16 protein-coding genes are annotated in these 22171 nt (G+C 49.3%); 11 read left to right on the top strand and 5 right to left on the bottom strand.

Features of this window, described 5'->3' with window-relative positions:
- Positions 1–33: 33 nt before the first annotated feature.
- Positions 34–1383, bottom strand: coding sequence for an amino-acid N-acetyltransferase (gene argA, locus QUE65_RS05705; protein ID WP_286279980.1), 1350 nt, complete (start codon positions 1381–1383; stop codon positions 34–36).
- Between the two features lie 85 nt (positions 1384–1468).
- Here argA and hrpA point away from each other — a divergent pair, with 85 nt between their 5' ends.
- The 11 genes from hrpA to QUE65_RS05650 all read left to right on the top strand — a co-directional run bounded on the left by hrpA (position 1469) and on the right by QUE65_RS05650 (position 15761).
- Positions 1469–5419: an ATP-dependent RNA helicase HrpA gene (gene hrpA / locus QUE65_RS05700; RefSeq protein WP_286279978.1), complete on the top strand. Its 3951-nt coding sequence runs from the start codon at positions 1469–1471 to the stop codon at positions 5417–5419.
- Positions 5420–5473: 54 nt separating this feature from the next.
- The gene (locus QUE65_RS05695; RefSeq protein WP_286279976.1) at positions 5474–6460 is read left to right on the top strand and encodes a YVTN family beta-propeller repeat protein; all 987 of its coding nucleotides are present in this window, start codon (positions 5474–5476) and stop codon (positions 6458–6460) included.
- A 10-nt stretch (positions 6461–6470) separates the two neighbouring features.
- Complete coding sequence (locus QUE65_RS05690) at positions 6471–7220, top strand: polysaccharide deacetylase family protein (RefSeq protein WP_286279974.1); 750 nt, start codon at positions 6471–6473, stop codon at positions 7218–7220.
- 13 nt (positions 7221–7233) lie between these two features.
- Entirely contained in the window at positions 7234–8232 is a 999-nt protein-coding gene (locus tag QUE65_RS05685; protein ID WP_286279972.1) for a sterol desaturase family protein, read from the top strand.
- A gap of 18 nt (positions 8233–8250) precedes the next feature.
- Positions 8251–9120 (top strand): EI24 domain-containing protein, encoded by an 870-nt coding sequence (locus QUE65_RS05680; RefSeq protein ID WP_286279971.1) that lies wholly within the window; start codon positions 8251–8253, stop codon positions 9118–9120.
- A complete protein-coding gene (locus tag QUE65_RS05675; RefSeq protein ID WP_286279969.1) occupies positions 9113–9934 on the top strand; it encodes a competence/damage-inducible protein A in 822 nt (273 codons plus the stop codon). Before QUE65_RS05680 ends, QUE65_RS05675 begins: the two co-directional genes overlap by 8 nt.
- A gap of 187 nt (positions 9935–10121) precedes the next feature.
- Entirely contained in the window at positions 10122–11537 is a 1416-nt protein-coding gene (gene glnA / locus QUE65_RS05670) for a type I glutamate--ammonia ligase (protein WP_215368559.1), read from the top strand.
- 23 nt (positions 11538–11560) lie between these two features.
- Positions 11561–12697 (top strand): nitrogen regulation protein NR(II), encoded by a 1137-nt coding sequence (gene glnL / locus QUE65_RS05665; RefSeq protein ID WP_286279966.1) that lies wholly within the window; start codon positions 11561–11563, stop codon positions 12695–12697.
- On the top strand, positions 12694–14157 hold the full coding sequence (gene ntrC / locus QUE65_RS05660; RefSeq protein WP_286279964.1) for a nitrogen regulation protein NR(I): 1464 nt from the start codon (positions 12694–12696) through the stop codon (positions 14155–14157). Before glnL ends, ntrC begins: the two co-directional genes overlap by 4 nt.
- Positions 14158–14187: 30 nt before the next feature.
- Positions 14188–15039, top strand: coding sequence for an exodeoxyribonuclease III (gene xth, locus QUE65_RS05655; protein WP_286279963.1), 852 nt, complete (start codon positions 14188–14190; stop codon positions 15037–15039).
- A gap of 11 nt (positions 15040–15050) precedes the next feature.
- A complete protein-coding gene (locus QUE65_RS05650) occupies positions 15051–15761 on the top strand; it encodes a hypothetical protein (protein WP_286279962.1) in 711 nt (236 codons plus the stop codon).
- Here QUE65_RS05650 and QUE65_RS05645 read toward each other — a convergent pair whose 3' ends face one another.
- The 4 genes from QUE65_RS05645 to QUE65_RS05630 are packed head-to-tail and all read right to left on the bottom strand — an operon-like array spanning position 15762 to position 21947.
- Positions 15762–17888 (bottom strand): M3 family metallopeptidase, encoded by a 2127-nt coding sequence (locus QUE65_RS05645; protein WP_286279961.1) that lies wholly within the window; start codon positions 17886–17888, stop codon positions 15762–15764.
- 50 nt (positions 17889–17938) lie between these two features.
- A complete protein-coding gene (gene folD / locus QUE65_RS05640) occupies positions 17939–18808 on the bottom strand; it encodes a bifunctional methylenetetrahydrofolate dehydrogenase/methenyltetrahydrofolate cyclohydrolase FolD (protein WP_215368547.1) in 870 nt (289 codons plus the stop codon).
- 18 nt (positions 18809–18826) lie between these two features.
- Positions 18827–19459, bottom strand: coding sequence for a response regulator transcription factor (locus QUE65_RS05635; RefSeq protein ID WP_215368546.1), 633 nt, complete (start codon positions 19457–19459; stop codon positions 18827–18829).
- Entirely contained in the window at positions 19422–21947 is a 2526-nt protein-coding gene (locus tag QUE65_RS05630; protein WP_286279959.1) for a PAS domain-containing sensor histidine kinase, read from the bottom strand. Before QUE65_RS05630 ends, QUE65_RS05635 begins: the two co-directional genes overlap by 38 nt.
- Positions 21948–22171: the final 224 nt, after the last annotated feature.

The raw sequence follows: 22171 nt of genomic DNA, 5'->3' as shown, positions 1-22171 counted from the left end.
GCCAGGTCGGTATGGCATCCCAGAATAAGGGGATTAAATCCTTTTGGTAAGCACCATGGATTTACGATCCCAGTTGTAGATCTGCTTGCGCTCTTCTGGGAGATCGTCAACAGTGGCGCGTACAAAACCGCGCTTGAGGAACCAATGCTCAGTCCGGGTTGTTAAAACAAATAAGGTATTAATGCCTTCTTGCTTGGCGCGGGCTTCAACACGCTTTAATAGCCGTTCGCCATCGCCCGAGCCTTGGGAGTTGGGATCAACCACTAGGCATGCCAGTTCACCGACACCATTGGGAAACGGAAAGAGGGCTGCACAACCAAATAAGACCTTATCGTGCTCGATGACCGAGAACCGAGCGATATCACGCTCGAGTACTTCTTGCCCACGCGCAGCCAAAATACCCTCGGCCTCGAGCGGCAGCGTGAGTTGCAAAATACCACCCACATCGTCTTGCGTTGCCTCACGGAGATTCTCAATGTCGGAGGCGGCCAGCATCATGCCTACGCCATCGTGCGTGAACAACTCTTCGAGTAAAACACCATCCCGATCGCAAGGTAAGAAGTGCGCACGGCTCACACCCGAGCGCACTGCACGCATGGCTGTGTTTAAGAAGTTACGCATATTGCTAGGTAGGTCGGGGTAAAGCTGCAAGTAGTCCTGCAACTGAGCAATCGAGAGTTCAGTAACCAGATGGCCTTCCTCATCCTGCAAGCCTGGGAATGGGGTTAAGAACATCAGCTTATCGGCCTTCAGTGCTGCAGCAGTTGCGGCAGCCACATCTTCAAACGACAAGTTAAATGCCTGACCGGTCGGTGAGAACCCGAGTGGTGAGAGGAGAACAAGTTTGCCGCTATTGAGCGACATTCGAATGGACTCCGAGTCCACCTTGCGAACGAGTCCGGTGAGAAGGTAGTCGATGCCATCAACTACACCAATCGGCATCGCCGTAATAAAGTTACCCGAGATCACGGAGATGCGTGAGCCCGCCATGGGGGTATTGGGCAGGCCCCGACTGAATGCGGCTTCAATATCAAGACGCAGTTCTCCAGCCGCTTCTTTTACACACTCCAGAGCCGCAGAATCGGTAATTCGGTAACTGCTCATATGGCCCTTACCAAACTTACTCTTAATTTTGCGCAAGGAGAGCTGCTCATCAATTTGGGGGCGAATGCCATGAACTAGGACAATGCGCATGCCCATGGCGTGCAACATGGCAATATCCTCAATAAGGTTCTCCAGTTGATCAAAGTCTTGGGCGAGCTCACCCGCAAAGGCGATCACAAAGGTCTTCTCGCGGAAGGCGTGGATATAGGGCGCTACCTCGCGTAGCCAGCCAACAAAGGGAAAGTGATTGGAGTGGGATGAGGATGGAAGCGCAGACATAATGCGAAAATTATAGGGTGCAAGCGCTTAGATACCAAATAAATGATAGACAGCCATTCCTAAATACCAAGGTCAAGGGTTTGGTATGAGCGAGTCAAGCGCAATCGTTTGGCATGCGTTGCGGGGTAAGCCCATCGCATTCCCCGAGAGTTTGCCAGTCTCTTCCCAGCGTGAAGTGATCGCCAAAGCCTTGCTAGCAAGCCCTGTGATCATTGTTTGTGGGGAAACGGGTTCGGGTAAAACGACCCAGCTCCCCAAAATTTGTTTAGCCTTGGGTCGCGGCAAAATCAACCAAGGTGGACTCATTGGCCATACGCAGCCTCGTCGTATTGCCGCCACAAGTACCGCTAAACGAATTGCGCAAGAGCTGGGCACTCCCATCGGCGAGGATGTGGGTTATCAAGTCCGTTTTGCTGATCACACCAGTAACCAAGCGTCGATCAAATTGATGACCGATGGGATTTTGTTGGCCGAGACCCAGGCTGACCCACTTCTCAAAAAATACGACACTATCATCATTGATGAGGCCCATGAGCGCAGCCTGAATATTGATTTCTTACTGGGGTATCTCAAACAGCTGATCGCTAAGCGACCCGATCTTAAGCTCATCATTACCTCAGCAACAATCGATGCGCAACGCTTTGCCAATCATTTTGCAAGCCATGGTCAAGCTGCTCCAGTGATTGAGGTGAGTGGTCGACTCTTCCCCGTGGAGCAACGTTATGCGCCATTGCAAGTTGATGGTCAGAAAGAAGCACTAGAAATTCCTGAGGCGGTTTGCAAAGCAATTGGTGAGGTGTGGCGAGAGGGTGCTGCTGGGGCTGGCGATGTCTTAGTGTTCTTACCGGGCGAGCGGGAGATTCGGGAGTGCGCTGAGGCATTGCGCAAAGACCCATTGTTGCAACAGCGTTTTCATCCGGAGATCTTGAGTTTGTTTGCACGGCAAGCCGTGAGTGAGCAAGAGCGGGTATTCCAGACAGGAAGTGCTCGCCGCATTGTGTTGGCAACGAATGTGGCTGAGACCTCGTTGACCGTGCCGAACATTCGGTATGTGATTGATTCAGGATTGGCGCGGGTCAAACGTTACTCGTATCGCAACAAGGTTGAGCAACTCCAAGTGGAGCCGATTTCTCAAGCGGCGGCTAACCAGCGGGCTGGCCGATGTGGCCGTGTAGCCGACGGTATTTGTATTCGTCTCTACAGTGAGGCGGATTATCAAGGACGTCCTGCATATACCGATCCAGAGATCTTGCGCAGCTCACTTGCTGCTGTGATCCTGCGCATGGCTGCTTTGCGCCTACCGAACATCGCACAATTTCCCTTTATTGATAAACCCTTGGGTCGTGCAATTGTCGACGGCATGCAGCTTTTAGAGGAGTTGGGTGCGATTGAGAGCACCACCAAGCCCGATTTACAAGGGCAACATCGGGTTCAACTGAGTGCAATAGGGAAGGCACTAGCCGAGCTACCCTTAGATCCTCGCATTGGGCGCATCCTATTGGCCGCGCGTGAGCAGCAGGCACTCAAAGAACTCACCATTATTGCTTCTGCCATAGCCTGCCAAGATCCACGTGATCGACCCATGGAGTTTGCCAGTGCGGCCGATCAAGCTCACTTGCAATTTGCGGATGAGCGCTCTGAGTTTTTGTCATTCGTGAAGTTGTGGAACTGGTATCAAGAGGCTCTTAAACATAAACAAAGTAATCGACAGCTTGAGAATCAGTGCCGCAGTCTTTTTCTCTCACCAAGGCGACTTCGTGAGTGGCGCGATGTGCATGGGCAATTGCATATCTTACTGGCGGAGAAGGGCTGGAAAGAAAATCAAACACCAGCAACCTATGAACAAATTCATACAGCACTCCTCACCGGTCTGCTTGGCTATATTGGCAAGCGCGATGAAGACGCAAGCGATCAACGTGGCAATAAAGCAGGTGATTATCTTGGAGCCCGGGGGATTCGTCTCTTTATTTGGCCAGGATCGAGTCTGGGTAAAAAGGTGGGGGCGTGGTTTGTGGCTGGTGAGATTCAAGAGACCACCCGCTTGTATGCCAGAACCCTGGCTAAGATCGAACCACAGTGGATTGAGCGGGTTGCTAAACACCGCTTAGTGAAGTCGCTCAGTGATCCGTTTTGGGATAAAGAACGCGGCGAGGTCTTAGCGTTTGAACGCGCCACGCTGTATGGTTTACCGGTTTACCACGGTCGACGGGTAGCCTATGCCCCGCATGATGCAAGTGAAGCGCATCAGTTATTTATTCAGAAAGCGTTAGTCGATGGTGAGATGTTTGGTAAGGTCGACACACCAGCTTTGGAGCGCGAGACCCAAGCCGAAGCAAAACGCCGCTACGGTAAATTATTTGCCTTCTTTTGGCACAACCGTCAACTGATCCGAGAGATTGAGGCACTGGAACATCGATCACGCCGCCCTGATGTATTGGTCGATGATGAGCTACTGTGCACGTTCTATCGCGAACGAATTCCAGAGACGGTCTATAGTCGCAGCGGTCTTCAAGCGTGGCTTGAGGAAGATCGTGCCAATTTGGAACAAAAGGATCAGAGTCTGCGACTTCAGAAATCAGACCTGATGCGCCATGAAGCAGCGGGCATTAGTGCAGACCGTTACCCCAAGACAATTGTGATGAATGGCGTAAGCCTGCAAACCAGTTACCACTTTGAACCAGGCAGCCCCAAGGATGGCATCACCTTAATTGTGCCAATCACCGTTCTCAATCAAGTCGATGCCATTCAGGCAGAGTGGCTCGTACCAGGCCTTTGTGTTGAGAAAGTGCAACTCCTTCTTAAATCCTTACCGCAAAAGATCCGCCGCCATTGCATCCCTTTGCCAGAAAGTGCCAAACAGTTTGTTCAAGAACGGCTAGATGGCAACTCCTTCGGAAAGGGCGATCTCACCGATTGCCTCATGCGTTTTGTCCGCAATCAAAATCCCATTGAAATTAAGCGATCTGACTTTCGGCCTGAGGCCTTGCCAGCGCATTGCCACATGAACTTTCGTTTAATTGATGAACATGGCCGGCAACTTGAGTTAGAACGTAATTTAAATCGCTTGCGCAGCGAATACGGTGGAATGGCGCGAGAGGCTTTCCAAAGTCTTGCTGATACCAATTTAAAAACTGTACAAACCGATCAAGCAGAAGCATCGCCCATTCAGAAGGGCAGTTATCAGGCTTGGGATTTTGGTGAGTTACCACAAACCGTCACCATGACCCGTGGGAACCAAACGATTCAGGGTTATCCGGCATTGGTGGATCACAAAACAGCGGTCGAGCTGGAAGTATTTGATGACCCAGCAGAAGCCAAACGGGTTCATCGACAAGGTTTATGTCGCTTATACAGCGTGGTTCTAAAAGAGCATACGAAGGCTTTGCATAAACAATTACCCCATGCCCGTGAAATCGGCTTACTCTTTATTCAATTGGGGTCGGTTGAAGAGTTGATTGAGCATATTGGAATGATGGCCATTGAACGTGCCATGCTACAGAACCAAGAGCCCACCAACAAAATGCAGTTTGAGGAAACGCTAAAACAGGGTAAACCGCGACTCATGCTGATTGCAGGTGAGATCGCTAAACATGTCTTAGCCAGTTTGCAAGAGTATGCTGAACTGCATCAGAAGTTAATTGCAGCCAAGGCCCTATCGAGTAGTGCGTATGACGATATGCGTTCGCAACTGCAAGGATTGATTCATGCGCAGTTTGTTAAACAGGTTCCTTATGAGCACTTGGTGCATCTACCACGTTACCTCAAGGCAATTGCACTTCGGATTGATAAACTTCGTAGCAATGCCAGCCGGGATGCCCAAAACCAGCGCGATTGGGAATCGGTTGCGAGACCGTGGCAGCGGATGGTGCAAGAGAGTAAAGGCATGCTTGGGATGAATGATGAGCACAATACGCGCTTACGCGAGTTCCGATGGCAACTCGAAGAGTTACGGGTTGCCTTATTTGCTCAAGAGCTCAAGACCCCCATGCCAATGTCGGTCAAACGCCTTGAGAAGGTCTTGGCCAGTTTGCGTTAATAGGCCTAGTGTTATTAGACCTATGCCTGCAAGGCTCGGCCTTACAATCACGCTATGCAATTCATTCAACGACTCGTATTTACTCTATTAGCCTCATTGCTGGGGATTTCAGCAGCGTTTGCTGCACCCGCCGAACCTAAGCTCGCAGTTGTTCTGAACTCTGGCGAAGCAACGGTAAGTCTCATCGACATGCAAACGCGTAAGGTTACTAAAACCTTTTATGTTGGCAAGGAGCCGCATCATTTAATGATGACTCCGGATGAGAAAACCCTTCTCGTTGCCAATGCGGTGGGCGATGACATCGCCTTACTCAACCCATTGACCGGTGAGATTACAGGGCGGATTCCCAAAATTATTGATCCCTACCAAATTGGGTATTCACCAAACAATAAATGGTTTGTGGCAGCAGCCAATCGCTTGGATCGTGTGGATGTGTACGCAGCGAATGGCGCTGACTTTAAGTTAGCCAAATCCATTCCTGCTGCGAAGACCCCGAGTCATATTGCGTTTACAGCCGATAGCAAACTGGCATTTGTGACATTGCAAGATTCTGCCGAAGTGGTGGCGATTGATCTGGATAAACAAGTGATCGTTTGGCGCATGCGCACTGGACCTGTGCCTGCTGGGTTGTGGATGACCCCTAATGATCAGTATTTATTGGTTGGCATTACTGGGGCTGATTATGTGCAGGTGATTGATTGGCGCAATCAAAAAGAGATCAAACGAATCAAAACGGGCAACGGAGCGCATAACTTTCGACCGATGGGTGATAAGAAGCATGTGTTTGTCACCAATCGTGTAGCGAACTCGATTAGCCTATTGAATATGCAAACGCTTGAGAAGATCGGTGACATCACAGGACTTCCAGCAGGGCCTGACGATATGGAGTTAACGCCCGACGGTAAAACTTTATGGGTCACCTTGCGGTTCTCAAAACGAGTGGGTGTCATTGATGTACCCTCGATGAAACTGATTGATGTGATTCCGGTAGGGCGTTCTCCACACGGCGTCTTTTTCTATCCCCGGGCTAAGTGGGAATAGCGAGTCTCGCATGCGAATGATTCGGTATGGATTGATCGGCGCATGCATCCTCTGGAGCCAACTTGGATTGGCTCAAACCAATACTTGCAAAAATATCGCGTACCTCACCTTTGATACCGGCAATATGGCGGTTGCTGAGTACATTGCTCAGGTGCTCAAGCAGCAGAACATCAAAGCCACCTTCTTTTTAGCGAATGAGAAAACCAAACAGGGCGGTTATTCATTAGATGATTCATGGAAGGGGTATTGGCAAGCAAGGCTTCAAGAGGGCCATCGTTTTGGTAGTCATACTTACGATCACAGCTATTGGGTTCAAGATGCTGGTGAGGGTGATGTGCTCTTAAGACCTCAGTTTGGTAAGAACGCCGGCAAAGCGATACGTTTTGATCAAGCTCAACTGTGCACCGAGATATCCAAAGTAAGCACGCGTTTTCAAGAGCTAACGGGTAAGCCAATTGATCCCATCTGGCGTGCACCAGGTGGCAAGACCTCCCCTCGACTAATTGCCATGGGTGAGCGGTGTGGTTATCGCCATATCGGTTGGTCCCCGAGCGGCTTCTTGGGCGATGAGTTGGACTCAAAGCGTTTTCCGAATGCAAAGTTACTAGAGCAGGCTAGTCGAGGTCTTAAGAATGGCGATATTGCCATTGCCCATTTAGGTATTTGGTCCCGCGAGGATCCGTGGGCCCCCGCGGTACTCGAGCCCCTCATTGAGAACTGGAAAAAACGCGGCTTCTGCTTCGCCTTGATCCCGAATTGACGATAATAGAGGCATGAGCCTGATTCAATCGATTCAAGACACCTACGCGGATTTGCACACTTGGTTGTATACGCAGATGGTCGAACCCCTGTTGTTCCATGCCGGAGCGATGGCATGGGCTGAAGATTTGTTTGATGGCACCGAATGGTTCATGTTGGGTCTGATTCAGATTTTGATCATTGCGATTGTGTTTAGGACCTGGGAGCGGATCAATCCAGCGGAGACCCAAATCGATGCAAGATCGTATGTGCGTACGGACATGCTCTATACGATGATCCATCGCCTAGGTTTATTCCATGGTGTGTTCTTTATTCTGTTCTCCAGTTTATTTTTCTACCTCTCTGGTGTCCTGCACGATTGGCGCTTTGAGCGCTTTAACGTTGAAGGCTGGATCCCGGGTGTAACTACCATCCCCATTGTTAGTTTTCTGATCTATTTAGTGATACTGGATTTCATTGACTACTGGTATCACCGCGCGTCGCATCGCTTTCATTGGTGGTGGCAGTTGCATGCTTTGCACCATAGCCAAACGCGGATGACCGCTTGGTCGGATGATCGTAATCACATCGTTGATGATGTGATGCGGGCAATGGTTTTTGCTTTCTTTGCTTTGATCTTTGGCGTACCGCCTGGACAATTTATTTTTCTGGTGGTGGTTGGGCAGTTGGTGCAGAGCTGGCAGCATGCCAATCTGAAGATTGATCTTGGCCCTGCAAAGTATCTATTGGTATCTCCTTTATTTCATCGCTATCACCACGCAGTAGGCTATGGCCATGATGCGCCAGGTAAGCCCGGAGTATTAGGTGGTTGTAATTTTGGTGTGTTGTTTCCTTGGTGGGATCTGGCATTTGGTACAGCCGTGTTTGAGAAGCGTGTTTTTCCAACAGGCGTTCGTAATCTCGAGGTATCGAATAATCTTCTAGTGCAGCAATGGCAGGGCCTCACGCATTCCCTGCGGCATTTATTGGCTCTGCCTCGGTCAACAGAGACCAAATCTAAATCGGTCAGCTAAGTGGATAAAGGAGCATGATTGTCTGATTTAATTCGTTCCTTGGGTTTGGCATTGGTTGGTACCATGCACCCAAAAATGCTGTGGCTGAGCTTTCGTCCATTTCTAATTGTGTCGATCTTTTGGGGCGTAGTGATTTGGCTGATCTGGTCGCCTGCACTAGAGATGCTACGCACCTTTTTAACCGCATCGATCTTCACGAGTTGGATTCAATCGGGCCTTGAGTACGTTGGCTTTGATGAGGCACGCGCTTGGATCGCACCCTTGTTCTTAGTGATCCTATTAATACCAATTATTGCCATTAGCCTCTTGGTCTTTATTGCATTCTCAACCGTTCCTGCTGTGGTTGATTCGGTCGCGAAACAAAAAGCCTACGAAGGAATCATGCGAATTAAAGGCGGCAGCTTTGTTGGTAGCTTCTTTTACACCCTGTGGTCCGCACTCATTTGCTTGGCCTTAGTGATGCTGACTTTGCCGGTATGGTGGATCCCACCACTCTTTGCAATTTTGCCGCCACTCTTGTGGGGCTGGTTAACCATGCGCCTCATGGCCTACGATGTTTTGCTAGATCACGCAACCCCTGATGAGCGCAACCAATTACTTGAAGAGCATCGCTGGACTCTTTTAGGGATGGGTGTGGTCGCCGGCATGATTGGTGCAGTCCCAACTTTCTTTTGGGCCACCTCGGTATTGGCCTTAGTCCTATTTCCATTTGTATCCTTTGTAGCGCTGTGGATCTACTCACTGATTTTTATCTTCTCCGCTCTTTGGTTTAGTCATTTCTTATTGCATGCACTCAAGCAATTGCGTCAGAAAGAACACATGAACACGATTGATACCTCGGCAACTCTGATTACTAATCCATCCAACCCAGGAGTGATCGATGGCTAGGGAGGAGCAGCGTCGCTTTGGATTAATCGTCATTGGTGATGAGATTTTGTCAGGTCGCCGCAGTGATAAACACTTAAGCAAGATGATTGAGTTATTGAGCGAGCGGGGCTTGCACTTGTCATGGGCTCGTTATGTGGCCGATGATCCCAATCAAATTACGCAAACCCTCAAAGAGACGTTTGCGAGCGGTGATGTGGTCTTTAGTACTGGCGGTATCGGTGCAACACCCGATGACCATACACGACAGGCGACTGCTCGTGCTTTGGGTGTTGATCTTAATTTGCATCCGCAAGCTAAAGCGTTAATCACCGCGCGCATTATTGCCAGTGCCGAGGGTGATCCCATCAAAGCCGATCTCAATCGTCCAGAGAACCAGCATCGCTTCAAGATGGGTGAGTTTCCAGTGGGTAGCGAGATCATTCCTAATCCCTACAACCAGATTCCGGGGTTTCGGATTCATGAGCATCATTTTTTCCCGGGATTTCCGGTGATGGCTGCGCCGATGATGGCCTGGTGTTTGGATGAGCACTACCGTGAGCTTTTTCATCAAACCAATTGGCTTGAGCAGAGTTTTATTGTGCCTAGTGGAATTGAATCCACCTTAACGCCACTCATGGAATCGGTTGAGTCTGAGTTTGAAGGCATCAAAGTATTTAGCTTGCCCTCGGTCGGCGATCCGATCCGGGGTGGGGTGTTTGCCAAGCGCCATATCGAGTTAGGCGTGAAGGGTGATGCGGATATCGTCCCAATGGCCCTTGAAAAGCTCAAATTAGGCACTGCTGATCTTGGCTTTGAGGTCTTTATTCACCAATAAATCATCTTTATTGCACTTTTATTGTGCAAAAATCGACTAAATCATTATTTATTCACCAAAATAGTGCAAAATGGTGATTTCGTGCAATTGCGCACGAGTACAGTTCAATCCATGTATTAAATCGGAATTGGCATGGTTAGCGCCATGTTGTTGAAAAACGCTTTATCTATTCATCGAGGAGAGTTGCATGACCAAAACTGTCGCAGACGTAATGAAATTAGTCAAAGAAAAGGAATGTACATTTGTGGATTTCCGCTTTGTGGATACCAAGGGAAAAGAGCAACACGTATCAGTTCCGATTTCAGCATTCAACGAAGATAAATTTGAGAGTGGTCATGCGTTCGATGGTTCATCGATTGCTGGATGGAAAGGGATTGAGGCGTCTGACATGTTGTTGATGCCTGATCCAACCGCAGCCTATGTCGATCCATTCTATGAAGAGCCAACCTTGGTTCTTACCTGCGATGTGATTGAGCCATCCGATGGTAAGGGCTATGACCGCGATCCGCGCTCGATTGCGAAGCGCGCCGAAGCGTATTTAAAGAGCTCTGGTTTGGGTGATGCGGCTTACTTTGGTCCAGAGCCTGAGTTCTTCGTATTTGATGGTGTGCAGTGGAATGTTGACATGCAGGGTTGCTCGGTGAAGATTCATTCCGAAGAAGCACCATGGTCATCTGGATTAGAGATTGAAGGCGGTAACACCGGCCATCGTCCCGGTAAGAAGGGTGGTTACTTCCCCGTCGCACCCGTTGACACCTTCCAAGACATGCGCTCGGAGATGTGCTTGATTCTGGAGTCCTTGGGTATTCCAGTGGAAGTGCATCATCATGAAGTTGCTGGTCAAGGTCAAAATGAGTTGGGTACTAAGTTCAGCACACTCGTGCAACGCGCGGATTGGACCATTTGGCAAAAGTATGTGGTACAGAACGTGGCGCATGCCTATGGCAAGACCGCAACCTTTATGCCAAAACCAGTCGTTGGTGATAACGGCTCAGGCATGCACGTGCATCAGTCAGTCTGGAAAAACGGTGAGAACCTTTTTGCAGGTAATGGCTACTCAGGATTATCGGAATTTGCCTTGTATTACATCGGCGGCATCATCAAACATGCGCGCGCACTCAATGCTATTACCAACCCAGGTACAAACTCGTATAAGCGTTTAGTGCCAGGCTTTGAGGCACCCGTGAAGTTGGCCTACTCAGCACGCAACCGCTCGGCATCGATTCGTATTCCATATGTTGCCAATCCCAAAGGTCGTCGTATTGAGACCCGCTTCCCTGATCCATTAGCGAATCCATACTTGGCATTCTCGGCCTTGTTGATGGCGGGCTTAGATGGCGTGCAGAACAAGATTCATCCGGGTGAGGCTGCTGATAAGAACCTCTATGATCTGCCACCGGAAGAGGATGCAAAGATCCCAACCGTATGCCATAGCTTGGATCAAGCCTTGGAGTGCTTGGACAAGGATCGTGAGTTCTTGACCCGCGGTGGCGTGTTCACAAATTCGATGCTCGATGCGTATATTGATCTGAAGATGGAAGAGGTAACCCGCTTCAGAATGACCACGCATCCGATCGAGTTTGATATGTATTACTCGCTGTAAGTATTTGATTGGTTGCGCGCGCCATGTTGCGTAATCCATTCATTGAAGGGGCGGTTGCTGGTGCGCCAGTGGCTGCCCCGTTTGTTTCTAGCATGCTCGACCAGATGCCAAACTCGGTATTGGTTTTTGTGGGGGCTACCAAAGACTTAGTCTACGCCAATGCCGCTGCCGAAGCATCGCTCGATTTATCTCGAAAGAGCTTACAAGGCTTAACCTTGTATGACCTCTTTGGTGAGAACCAATCCCTAAATCACATGATCGATGAGGTCTTTGCCGGTCGTGCTGCAGCTCAGCGCCAAGAGTTGGTGCTGTACTCGGTTCCCGGAAAAATCTATCGTGAGCCTCTTGCGGTGCATGTCGTGATTGCGATGTTGGAAGACCCAACCCTCATGATGATGGAGTGGTTTCCGATTGACCAACAACTGCGTAGCGAGCGCGATGAACGCGTCTCGCATCAGGTGGAAGCGAACAAACAACTCATGCGTAATTTAGCGCATGAGATTAAAAATCCCCTAGGTGGTATTCGGGGGGCGGCGCAACTGCTCGAGTTTGAGTTACCTGAGAAGGGCCTGCGTGAGTACACCCAGGTCATTATTAAAGAATCCGATCGCCTGCAAACACTGGTTGATCGCTTACTTGCGCCACATCGTAAAGCGCATGCGATGGAGCCACTGAATATTCATGAGGTCTTGGAACGCATTCGCAGTCTGGTGTTAGCAGAGTTTCCCCAGGGCTTAAAGATTATTCGGAACTATGACACCAGCTTGCCGGATATTTTGGGTGATCAAGAGCAATTGATTCAAGCGGTTCTAAACATTGTTCACAATGCTGCCCAAGCCTTGTCCGATGAGATTCGGCGAGGTACTGCTCAAATTGAACTGCGTACCCGGGTAGCACGCTCAGTCACGATTGCAAAGCAACGCCATCGATTGGCTTTGGATCTGCATGTGATTGATAACGGCCCTGGTATCCCCGATGAGATTCGGGAGCGGATCTTTTTTCCCTTGGTCTCGGGACGCGAGGGTGGTAGTGGTCTTGGTTTAACCCTTGCGCAAACTTTTGTACAGCAGCATCAGGGCTTTATTGCCTGCGAGAGTCGTCCAGGCTATACCGATTTTCATATACAGATTCCTTATCGGAAGCAGGAGATAGCGGCATGAACAAACCAATCTGGATCGTTGATGACGATCAATCCATTCGTTGGGTTCTCGAAAAGGCCTTAAGTCGCGAGAAAATTCCGCATCGCAGCTTCAGTAATCCCAATGATGTACTCAATGCCCTGGAAAAAGAATCGCCTGAGGTATTGATCTCCGATATTCGTATGCCACGTGGTAATGGGATTGATCTGTTGCAGCATGTCAAAGCCAGTCATCCAGACTTACCCGTCATTATCATGACCGCCTATTCTGATTTAGAGTCAGCGGTTTCATCGTTTCAGAGTGGTGCGTTTGAGTACCTCACCAAGCCCTTTGATATCGATAAGGCCGTGGAGTTGATCCATCGCGCAGTGGGCGAGGGCAAGCGCTCACCTGGTTCCAATAAAGAATCCAATGCCTGGCTTCAAGAGGCTCCAGAGATTATTGGTCAAGCGCCGGCTATGCAAGAGGTCTTTCGTGCTATTGGACGCTTATCGCAGTCTCAGGTCACGGTCCTAATTACGGGTGAGTCTGGAACGGGTAAAGAGTTGGTAGCGCATGCATTACATAAACACAGCCCGCGAGCCAAGGGGCCCTTCATTGCTTTGAACACTGCCGCTATTCCGAAAGACCTTCTTGAGTCGGAGTTGTTTGGTCATGAGCGGGGCGCGTTTACGGGTGCGCAAGCCCTGCGTCGAGGACGCTTTGAGCAAGCCGAAGGTGGCACGCTCTTTTTAGATGAGATTGGTGATATGCCATTTGATTTGCAAACCCGGCTCTTAAGGGTGTTATCCGATGGTCACTACTACCGAGTGGGCGGTCATGATCCAATTCGGGCTAACGTGCGCATCATTGCAGCAACGCATCAAAATCTAGAGGCACGGGTGGCACAAGGATTATTCCGGGAAGACCTATTGCATCGTTTGAATGTGATTCGGATCCGTTTGCCAGCATTACGCGAGCGCTCGGAGGATATACCAGCATTAGCGCGTCACTTTATGATCTCCAGCGCAAAATCCTTGGGGGTCGAAGCGAAGCGTCTATCGGATGATGCCATTAAAGCGATTAGCCAAATGGCATTTCCAGGAAACGTGCGCCAACTCGAGAACCTGTGCCATTGGATGACCGTGATGTCACCCTCAACCATCGTTGGGGTTCATGATCTGCCAGAGGATTTGCTGCTATCGGCTAATCCACCCGCTGCAAGTGCAAGTTCATCGGTAGCCACTTCAACCCCGAGTCTAGAAGCAAGTATTGGTCAGCGGGGCGGTGATTGGGAAAACACCTTGCATCGTTTGGCGGTGAAGATGCTACAAGAGAACCAGGACGAGGTATTTGATTCTCTATTATCGAAGTTTGAGCGTTCGGTCTTAAGTGCGGCACTTGAGGTCACGCGGGGTCGCAAGGTCGAGGCAGCAACACGCTTGGGAATCGGACGCAATACGATCACGCGTAAACTGCAAGAGCTACAGATCGAGGTGTAAAGCGACATCGCTGGCCTTTACAATCCAGTGATGTCTACTAATTCGAGTATTCGCATCGCTGCTTGGAACGTTAATTCTATTAAGGTACGTTTGCCGCATGTGATTGATTGGCTACAGGGCCAAGAAAAAGCACAAAACCCGATTGATGCGCTGTGCTTGCAAGAGCTCAAGCTGACAGATGATAAGTATCCCCATCGTGAGCTTGAGGCGGCAGGGTACATTAGCATTAGTAATGGTCAAAAAACCTATAACGGGGTATCCATCATTTTGCGTAAGAGTGCCTTGACCTCTTTAGCATGTGACCCAGAAACTGCATTCTTACAAGTCAATAAGAACATCCCCAACTTTGCCGATGAGCAACAACGCATCCTTGCTGCCACCGTTTGTTTTAAAGAGATGCCACCGATGCGCTTAATCTCGGCTTATTTTCCAAATGGTCAAGATCCCGCTAGTGATAAGTTTGTTTATAAACTGAATTGGCTTCATGCTCTCAGAACATGGCTCGCCACCGAGCTGAAAACCTATCCACGTCTAGCACTCTTGGGAGACTTTAATATCGCCCCCGAAGATCAGGATGTGCATGACCCCAAAGCCTGGGAAGGGCAAAATCTAGTATCACCCCAAGAGCGAGAGCAGTTTCAGAATTTGATTCAATTGGGACTGCATGACTCTTTCAGACTCTTTGAACAAGCACCCAAGACCTATAGCTGGTGGGACTATCGCATGATGGGGTTTAGGCGCAATGCGGGCCTTCGTATAGATCACGTATTACTCAGCAAAGAACTCAAAGAGAAGTGTATAGCCAGCACTATCGATAAGACCCCCCGAGGCTGGGAGCAACCATCGGATCATGCGCCGGTAATCGCACAGATTGCCTATTGAACAGTAGCCTCATGAGATTAATAGTCTTTGCTATTTTGTCTTTTACAAGTTTGCATCTACATGCAAGCTGTACTGATCAGCTTATTGATAATGTGAAGTATTCAAATGAATTTACAGTTCCATACATATTAACTAGTCAAAATCAATCACCCCAGTACGTTTTAATCTTAATGCCCGGAGGAGCTGGTACTCTCAATCCGCATATCAATAATGAGGGTAAGTTGCAATTTGACTTCGCTGGCAACTTCCTGATTCGTTCTAGGAACCGCTTTTGTGATTCGCAATTTGCAACAGCCTCAACTAATTCAACGGAGAGCCCAGAAAGGATGGGTGCCTTAATTAATGATTTAGGGACACGCTTCCCAAATGCCAAAATCTGTATGGTGGGAACCAGTCGGAGTACCTACTCCACAATGGGATTGGCAGAAAAGTTTGACGGTAAGATCAATTGCATCATTCATACAGCATCCATGAACCAAATTGCCCGCTTTGATACTCGCAAGTTCAAGAGTAGACACCTAATGGTTCATCATAAAAATGATCCATGCCATTTGACCACCTATGCCAGTACCCAATCTAATCATGAGCGGTATAAAACACCTTTGATTACCATGGAAGGTGGGAGCTCAACGGGTGATGCGTGCCAAGCATTTTCTTATCATGGCTTTCATGACATTGAGCAGCAAACCATTGATCAAATAAAGGCTTGGATTAAGCAGTAGCTAGGCCTGCGCCACCAAGCCGCCATGACGCAATAGCGCATCAATTTGTGGAGGACGACCCCGAAATGCCGCAAATGACTCGGCAGCAGGGCGACTACCACCTACCTCTAAAATCTCTTGGCGATAACGAATGCCAGTCTCTGGATCCAAGACCGTACCCTTAACCTTGGCCGCCTCCTCAAATGCTGCATAGACGTCAGCAGATAAAACCTCAGCCCATTTATAGCTGTAATAGCCAGCGGCATAACCACCTGCAAAGATATGGCTAAAGGTATTGGGCCAGCGCGAGATCGATGCTTGGGGGATCACGTGATATTCGTTATTAATCGATCGAGCAAGGTCTAAGACAGCTTGGCCCTGCGCAGAGTTGGCATCAAAGCGGGAATGCAAACGCCAATCGGTTAACGAGAACACCAGTTGACGCATGGTGGTTAAACCATTTTGGAAGTTCTTGGCTTCTAGCATTTTGTCAAACAGGGATCGAGGTAATGGTTCACCGGTATCAACATGAGCGGTCATGCCTTGCAGTACTTCCCATTCCCAGCAGAAGTTCTCCATAAACTGGCTGGGTAATTCAACAGCATCCCATTCAACACCATTGATGCCAGAGACTCCCAGTGCATTAACTTGCGTGAGGAGGTGGTGAAGACCATGACCGCTCTCATGAAAGAGGGTAATGACATCATCATGGGTAATGGTGGGCGGTTTCATCTGGCCATTGACCTCAACCGGTGCAGCAAAGTTACAAACTAGGTAAGCGACCGGGGCTTGTACTTCGCCATTACTGAACACACGACGACCGCGCGCATCATCCATCCATGCGCCACCTCGTTTACCTGGACGCGCATAAGGATCCAGATAAAAATAAGCAATGGTTTGCTGCTGGTTATTTTGGATCTCAAATGACTGAACGCTGGGATGCCATGTTGGTAATGATGCAGAGCGAATACTGACCGAGAATAGAGTTTGGATTACCTCAAATAATCCTTCCAAAACCTTTGGCAGAGGAAAGTACTGTTTGAGTTCATTCTCAGAGAATGCGTACCGAGCTTGCTTGAGCCTCTCGGATACAAATGCCATATCCCATGGCTCGATTGTTTGAAGACCTAGCGATTGATGTCCAAACTCTTGCAATTCTAGCCAGTCCTTTTGTGCAAATGGTTTGGCTCGTTGAGCAAAATCACTTAAGAAGGTATCGACCTCGGCCACATCTCGCGCCATCTTGGGAGCTAAGCTGAGTGCTGCATAGTTTGCAAAGCCCAGCATCCGAGCTTCTTCATCGCGCAGACGCAATTGATCAATCATGTTTTGGGTGTTATCCCATTCCAGTTGACCACGACCGTATTGCACAGCTAACTCAGAGGCACGGGTTACATAGGCCTCATACAAGAGACGCCGCAGTGAGCGATTCTCAGCATATTGCTGTACTGGGTAATAGGATGGAAAGTGCAGAGTAAACGCCCAACCCTCCAAGCCTTTTTGTTTGGCAGTATCAGCCGCTGCCGCAATGACATCCTCAGGCAGTCCAGCTAGATCATCGATCGAGGCCACCACATGCACAAAGGCATCGGTGGCATCAAGCACGTGATCTGAAAACGCTTTAGCCAATATCGCTTGTTCATCCTGGATCTGGGCAAAGCGAGGCTTATCAGCATCGGGTAGCTCTGCACCGCCCAAGCGAAAGTCGCGCAGGGAGTTCTCAATCACTTTCTTTTGATCAACGCTGAGTGCTTCAAATGCAGAACTATTTCTTAATTCCTTATAGCGCTGGTAAAGGGCTAGGTTTTGCCCAAGGCTGGCAAAGAAGGCGGTAACCTTGGGTAACATTGCACCATAGGCTGCACGAAGTTCTGGGGTATCAGCCACTGCATTGAGGTGTGATACCACACCCCACGACCGCCCTAATTGCTCAGTAGCATCTTCAAGGGGTTCTACTAAATCTAGCCAGGTTGCTGGTGTTTTAGCATCTACCGCCTGAGTGACCGCGGTCTCGCAAACACCTAGCAAGTGGTCAATGGCTGGAGCAATCTGCTCTGGGCGCACGGCATCGTATTGGGCAATACCGCGACCAAAGGATAAGAGGGGATTTTGGGAATCGAGGGAGGGGGGATTGATTGGAGCATTCATAGGGATAGCTTACCCGAATGCAAAAAAACTAGTATTCCCCTCAATACTAATTAGCTAAGCTTACTCACTGGCTTCATGCTGCGCTCAACCGCCTCCAGGGTGTTCATGAGAAGCATGGTGATGGTCATGGGGCCCACGCCACCTGGAACAGGAGTAATCCAACCTGCTACATACTTGGCTGTATCAAAGTCGACATCGCCACAGAGTTTGCCATCGGGCAAGCGATTAATGCCGACATCGATCACCACAGAGCCGGACTTAATCATATTGCCCGTAATCATTTTGGGCTTACCGGTTGCCACGACCAGGATATCGGCCTCTTTGGTATGAACGCTGAGATCTTTGGTCTTGCTATTGCAAATCGTAACTGTGGCACCCGCTTGAAGCAGAAGCATCGCCATGGGCTTACCCACAATATTGGATGCCCCAATGACAACGGCACGAGCGCCGCGTAGGGGGTACTCAATGCTCTCAAGCATCTTCATGCAGCCATAGGGTGTGCAGGGTTTAAAGAGTGGGGCACCAACCATGAGCGCTCCGGCATTGGCGACATGAAAGCCATCCACATCTTTCTCAGAAGCAATGGCTTCTAAGACGCGGTCCGCAGCGATATGCTTCGGTAAAGGTAATTGCACCAGGATTCCATGAATACTGGGATCTGCATTGAGGGTAGCAATTCGGGCGAGAAGTTGAGCCTCGTCGAGTTCCGCAGGATAGCGCTCTAATACCGAATGAAATCCCACATCCTCACAGGCTTTCACTTTATTACGAACATACACTTGGCTCGCAGGGTCATCTCCCACAACAATGACTGCCAATCCTGGACGCACCCCTTTGGCGGTCAGAATAGCTGAACGAGTTGCAATCTCAGCCCGAAGCTTTTTGGAGAGAAGATTACCGTCGATCAGTTGGGCTGGCATGACTTCGTAATCAGATCATTAGGAGAGCGCAAGACGCAAAAGATCAGCAACGGTATTGACGTTGAGCTTCTCCATGATGTTGGCACGGTGTGCTTCAACGGTTTTAATGGAGATGCTGAGATCGTCAGCAATTTGCTTATTGAGACGACCTGCCACAATGCGCTCTAATACCTGACGCTCACGACCAGTCAGTTTGCTCAAAAGGCTTTGGGTGTTCTTGCGTTGATCGGCTTGCGCAAAATCAACGCGAGCCTTGGTCAGCATCCGCTCAACAAGGGCGCACAACTCATTTTCTTTAAAGGGCTTCTCAATGAAGTCAACCGCACCACGCTTCATGGTCGACACTGCCATTGACACATCCCCGTGACCAGTAATGAAAGAGATGGGCATTGGTAAGTTCTCACTGATGAGGCGCTCTTGAAGTTCCAAACCCGACATACCGGGCATACGCACATCCAAGATCAAGCATGAGATGGTTGATTTATCCGTATTTTGGAGGGACTGTAAGAAGCGTTCCGCACTGGCATGGCAACGGACGGTATAGCCATTGCTCTCGAGTAACCAGGTGAGCGAGTCACGTACTGCCTCATCATCATCAACCACATAAACCACTTCAGCCTGGGTTGTTTTCGGTGGATTGCTCATGTTCATTGCTATTTCCTATTGACGTCTTTGTTATTTGATTGGATTCCAACGGTAACAGAATTGTAAAGGTGCAGCCGACCAAGCGGGTGTGCTCGGTATCCATATGGTTCTTGGCCCACAGCCTACCATGGTGGGACTCGATGATGGAGCGACATATATTAAGACCCATGCCCATTCCGTCGGATTTGGTACTAAAGAAGGGCTCAAACATGCGGCTGATCACTGATTCGGCGATGCCAGCCCCGGCATCGGTCACCCGAATTCGGAGCATACTGGGGAAGGTGCTGGTCTCGAGATCCGCACTAATCTTCACCGGTGGGGCCGACCAGCGCGAGGAGAGGGGGTAAACCTCACGCAGGCTATCTAAGGAGTTTTTCAGGAGGTTCACTAAAACCTGCTGGATGAGAACGGGATCTAGCTCAACCTGAGGAATATCGGGTGCAATCTCGGAAACAATCTTGAGGCGGTGTCGATTGGCTTCAAACTCGACGAGACCAACGGAGTCGGCAACGATGTCACTAATGTTGCACAACTTACTTTGCGGCTCGCTGCGCTTTACAAAGCTTCGAATGCGCGAAATGATGGTGCCTGCCCGATGGGCTTGGTCGCTAGCTTTCTCTAATGCAGGAACTAGCTCATTGGAGAGCGGGTTTTGGGTGCTCGATAGGCGTTTGGCAATTCCCATGCAATAGTTCGAGATGGCCGAGAGCGGTTGGTTGAGCTCGTGTGCAAGCGAAGAAGCCATTTCACCCATGGTGGTAAGACGACTTGTGAATTGCATCCGTTCCTCTTGCTGACGTGCAAGCTCTTCGGTGTTCTTGCGCAACGTAATATCGGTCGCAATGAGTAACTGTGCAAGGTGGCCATCGACCCATGAAATATAACGACGCCGCACTTCATACCAATGGGTTGTATCGCCCCGCAACTGAATCTCCTCCGACTCAATCTCATTGGATTGTTTTAAAGCAGAGGCCGGTAAGCCGGCTAGGGCATCCACGTTATCACCCTCAAAATGAAAGATGGAGGATGGATCCATCTCATGACCGGTTAGATCAATATGCCCTCTCGCAGTATCACCAAAGCGCTCGCGGTAGTAGCGATTGGCAAAGAGGAGTTCGCCCGTTTCAATGGAGACCACCGATACTGCAGCATCTAAACCTTCAAGTACGGTGACAAAGCGTTCTTGGGTGGCGGTTAACTCTTCTCGGATCTTTTTTGGTTCGGAGATATCAATTACCGATGTCACCCAACCGGTTTGCTGGCCCTTATCATTAATTAATGGAGCGATAAAGGTGCGCGTTGCAATTCGGGTTCCATCTTTACGCTGAATCGTGCCCTCGATCCCGCTTTTAACATTCTCCTCAAGTGCGCCCGCCATCTTCTGCATCAGCTCATCATGGAGCTCTGCTGGCCAAAATGGAAAGGGTGGCTTTAAGCCGAGCAATTCTTCTTGAGCCCAGCCCGTCATTTCCGAGAATGAGCGATTGACGTAGGTAATGCGTTTTTCCATATCGTGCGCCCGAATCCCAACCGGCATCGAGTCCTCAAGCACCTTACGAAAACTACTTTCGGTTCGTAAGTTGGCTTCGGTGAGCTGACGTACTTGCATTTGCTTAAGAACCGACCACAGGCTCCAGACCACAAAGGCAGACAAGCCAATCACAACCCCCAAGAGCATCCGAAAGGTAAGATCGGTTGGTGGTGGGTAAGTGTCGACACGCAACATGATGTTGGGACCAAGCGCGCCAAAATCCAAACTGGTTTCATTGCTTAGTGAGCGCGTGGGCGTATCACGATCCGATGAGATAGCGAGTACGCGGTTGTCCTTACCAATTAAGGAGTAGCGATGCTGGCTCTTTAACTCAGGCGGGATAATGTATTGCAAGATTCCTTGGCTGGAGTACATCACTGCTAGTGCACCTGTCGCTTCTCCATCTTTGAAGATTGAAATGACCTCCCAAAAAACCGATTGACGCTCGCTCATCATCGGATCATCTTTGGGAACGGTGAGGCTAATGACTTGACTATAAGCGGGTCGGTTGGTTTCGCGACTTAAGAACACCGCTTTTTTGAGTTCGCGATCAATATCCGTTGCTTGAGGCACCACATCGAACCATTCGTTATTGCGCGCTGGGGGCGGCACCATCCATTGGCGCCACTCGTTATCGTTTAGCCAGATGAGCTGCAAGATTTCTGGGTTACCCAAAACAAACGATTCGATTTGAGCCAAGACCTTGTCGCGTGCTACGCGATCATTTTGGGTTTGTGCAAGATCGCGACTAAAGGATTGCAAGGCTTCACTGTTGTTGACAAACCGAAGCTGAATTCGTTGTTTCACCAAACTCAGTTCGCGAAAGAGGGATCCTTCTTGTTGTTGCCGTTCTTGAACTTGCAGAGTTCCGAGAATGATGGCCATCACCACCAGAAAAATGACGATTGCCATTAGTGGCGTATAGACGAGGCGCGAACCAATAAACCGTCGTATCGAAGGCATTCGTTTAAATGCTTCGTAGAGCTTTACTTGTAAGGAGTTCCCGGTAGCCAATCCAAGGGTCTTTCTAGTTCATGGAAGTTCCTAATATAAAGGGCTTTGCATTGCACCATAATTTCATATAGTGATAAAGATTACCGGAATGTGGAAAATAAATTGTCACAATCGTTACCTATTCTTAAAATATTAGCCATAGGGGGACACAATCCCTTGTTATCGATAAAACG

It is taken from the genome of Polynucleobacter sp. HIN8 (assembly GCF_030297615.1).
GTDB lineage: Bacteria > Pseudomonadota > Gammaproteobacteria > Burkholderiales > Burkholderiaceae > Polynucleobacter.
Note: the sequence above shows the minus strand (reverse complement) of the source record. Positions and strands in the feature narration are given on the sequence as shown.

Excerpts from the sequence above, each read along its gene's own strand:
- argA (WP_286279980.1), bottom strand. The coding sequence starts at position 1,383 with ATGTCTGCGCTTCCATCCTCATCCCACTCCAATCACTTTCCCTTTGTT.
- hrpA (WP_286279978.1), top strand. The coding sequence starts at position 1,469 with ATGAGCGAGTCAAGCGCAATCGTTTGGCATGCGTTGCGGGGTAAGCCC.
- QUE65_RS05695 (WP_286279976.1), top strand. The coding sequence starts at position 5,474 with ATGCAATTCATTCAACGACTCGTATTTACTCTATTAGCCTCATTGCTG.
- QUE65_RS05690 (WP_286279974.1), top strand. The coding sequence starts at position 6,471 with ATGCGAATGATTCGGTATGGATTGATCGGCGCATGCATCCTCTGGAGC.
- QUE65_RS05685 (WP_286279972.1), top strand. The coding sequence starts at position 7,234 with ATGAGCCTGATTCAATCGATTCAAGACACCTACGCGGATTTGCACACT.
- QUE65_RS05675 (WP_286279969.1), top strand. The coding sequence starts at position 9,113 with ATGGCTAGGGAGGAGCAGCGTCGCTTTGGATTAATCGTCATTGGTGAT.
- glnA (WP_215368559.1), top strand. The coding sequence starts at position 10,122 with ATGACCAAAACTGTCGCAGACGTAATGAAATTAGTCAAAGAAAAGGAA.
- glnL (WP_286279966.1), top strand. The coding sequence starts at position 11,561 with ATGTTGCGTAATCCATTCATTGAAGGGGCGGTTGCTGGTGCGCCAGTG.
- ntrC (WP_286279964.1), top strand. The coding sequence starts at position 12,694 with ATGAACAAACCAATCTGGATCGTTGATGACGATCAATCCATTCGTTGG.
- xth (WP_286279963.1), top strand. The coding sequence starts at position 14,188 with ATGTCTACTAATTCGAGTATTCGCATCGCTGCTTGGAACGTTAATTCT.
- QUE65_RS05650 (WP_286279962.1), top strand. The coding sequence starts at position 15,051 with ATGAGATTAATAGTCTTTGCTATTTTGTCTTTTACAAGTTTGCATCTA.
- QUE65_RS05645 (WP_286279961.1), bottom strand. The coding sequence starts at position 17,888 with ATGAATGCTCCAATCAATCCCCCCTCCCTCGATTCCCAAAATCCCCTC.
- folD (WP_215368547.1), bottom strand. The coding sequence starts at position 18,808 with ATGCCAGCCCAACTGATCGACGGTAATCTTCTCTCCAAAAAGCTTCGG.
- QUE65_RS05635 (WP_215368546.1), bottom strand. The coding sequence starts at position 19,459 with ATGAACATGAGCAATCCACCGAAAACAACCCAGGCTGAAGTGGTTTAT.
- QUE65_RS05630 (WP_286279959.1), bottom strand. The coding sequence starts at position 21,947 with ATGCCTTCGATACGACGGTTTATTGGTTCGCGCCTCGTCTATACGCCA.